The organism is Ruegeria sp. G7 (assembly GCF_056535465.1).
The window spans coordinates 1-1,190 of record NZ_JBQFIL010000011.1 but is presented as its reverse complement, the minus strand read 5'-3'; the positions used below and the strand labels follow the sequence as shown (position 1 = coordinate 1,190).

2 protein-coding genes and 1 pseudogene are annotated in these 1,190 nt (G+C 55.3%); all 3 read right to left on the bottom strand.

The window, feature by feature from the left end; translation table 11 throughout:
- Positions 1–134: 134 nt before the first annotated feature.
- Positions 135–527: an ion transporter gene (locus ACR3EN_RS21520; protein WP_480918575.1), complete on the bottom strand. Its 393-nt coding sequence runs from the start codon at positions 525–527 to the stop codon at positions 135–137.
- Positions 506–916, bottom strand: a complete 411-nt coding sequence (locus ACR3EN_RS21515; protein WP_480918574.1) for an ion transporter — start codon at positions 914–916, stop codon at positions 506–508. The genes ACR3EN_RS21520 and ACR3EN_RS21515 overlap by 22 nt, the downstream gene beginning before the upstream one ends.
- Before the next feature lie 20 nt (positions 917–936).
- A pseudogene (locus ACR3EN_RS21510) lies at positions 937–1,190 on the bottom strand (class I SAM-dependent RNA methyltransferase); the annotation flags it as partial.

The following is a 1,190-nucleotide window of genomic DNA, read 5'->3' as shown; positions in this document are numbered from 1 at the left end:
ATTTTGGGCTGGCTGAGGCACAAGCCGATAAGCTCAGCGTTGCCATTGCCCCCAATCCAAATGCTCGACGATCCATGTTTTCACTGCCTGCTGTTTTTTGGGGAACTATTATGCCAAAAAACAATAAACTGAAATCACTTTTTCATGTTCGACTGCTCAATTAAGTGGCGTTCGATGATTTCCAGCCGCTCCAGCACCTGATCGCGATAAGCATCGGTTTTCACTTCATCCTCGGCATGATGGGCGTCCTGCATCGAGTTCACGATCAGACCCACAAGCAAGTTCACCACCGCAAAGGTTGTGACCATGATGAAGGGCACAAAGAACATCCAGGCATACGGGTACACATCCATCACCGGCCGAACGATCCCCATGGACCAGCTTTCCAGCGTCATGATCTGGAACAGGGTGTAGGCCGACAGACCAAGATCGCCGAACCATACGGGGAAGGACTGTGAGAACAGTTTGGTTGCGATCACCGCGCCGATGTAAAACAGGATGGCCATCAGCAGGAAGACACTGGCCATTCCGGGTAGTGCTGAAATGAACCCTCGACCACGCGGCGCAATCGCGGGGCAACGGAAATGACCCGCAACACCCGCAGGATTCGCAGCGCTCGCAGCACCGACAGACCCCCGCCGCCTGGGATCAGAGCGATGCCGACGATCACGAAATCAAAGATGTTCCAGCCACTTGTGAAAACCTGCGCCCTGTGACGATTAGTTTTGAGCCGATTTCGGCAACGAAAATCGCCAGGCAGACCTGATCGAGAAACGATCAGCGGCCCGGCCTGTTCCATCAGCGTCGGTGATGTCTCCATGCCCAACAGCACGGCGTTGAAGATGATCACACCAGTGATGAAGCGGCTGAAAGCCGGAGCCTCGATAACGGTCAGCAAACGCTGTCTGAACCCCATTCTGCCTGTCTCCTGTCTGCTCAAGATGCGGGGTTCAGCACAAACCGCGCCGCAAGTTCCGTATGTGACGACCATCGAAATTGGTCAACGACCTGTACCCATTCAAGGGTGTAACCCGCGTTAACAATGGTTTTTGCGTCGCGCGCAAAGGTCACCGGGTTACAGGATACATAGGCAATGACCGGGCGTTTGGCCTGAACCAGCTGGGCGACCTGCGCTTCGGCCCCGCGCGAGGCGGATCCAGAACAACGGCGTCGAACCGCGTCAACTCGTC

Coding starts and splice junctions, on each gene's coding strand:
- ACR3EN_RS21520 (WP_480918575.1), bottom strand. CDS start 527: ATGGCCAGTGTCTTCCTGCTGATGGCCATCCTGTTTTACATCGGCGCG.
- ACR3EN_RS21515 (WP_480918574.1), bottom strand. CDS start 916: ATGGGGTTCAGACAGCGTTTGCTGACCGTTATCGAGGCTCCGGCTTTC.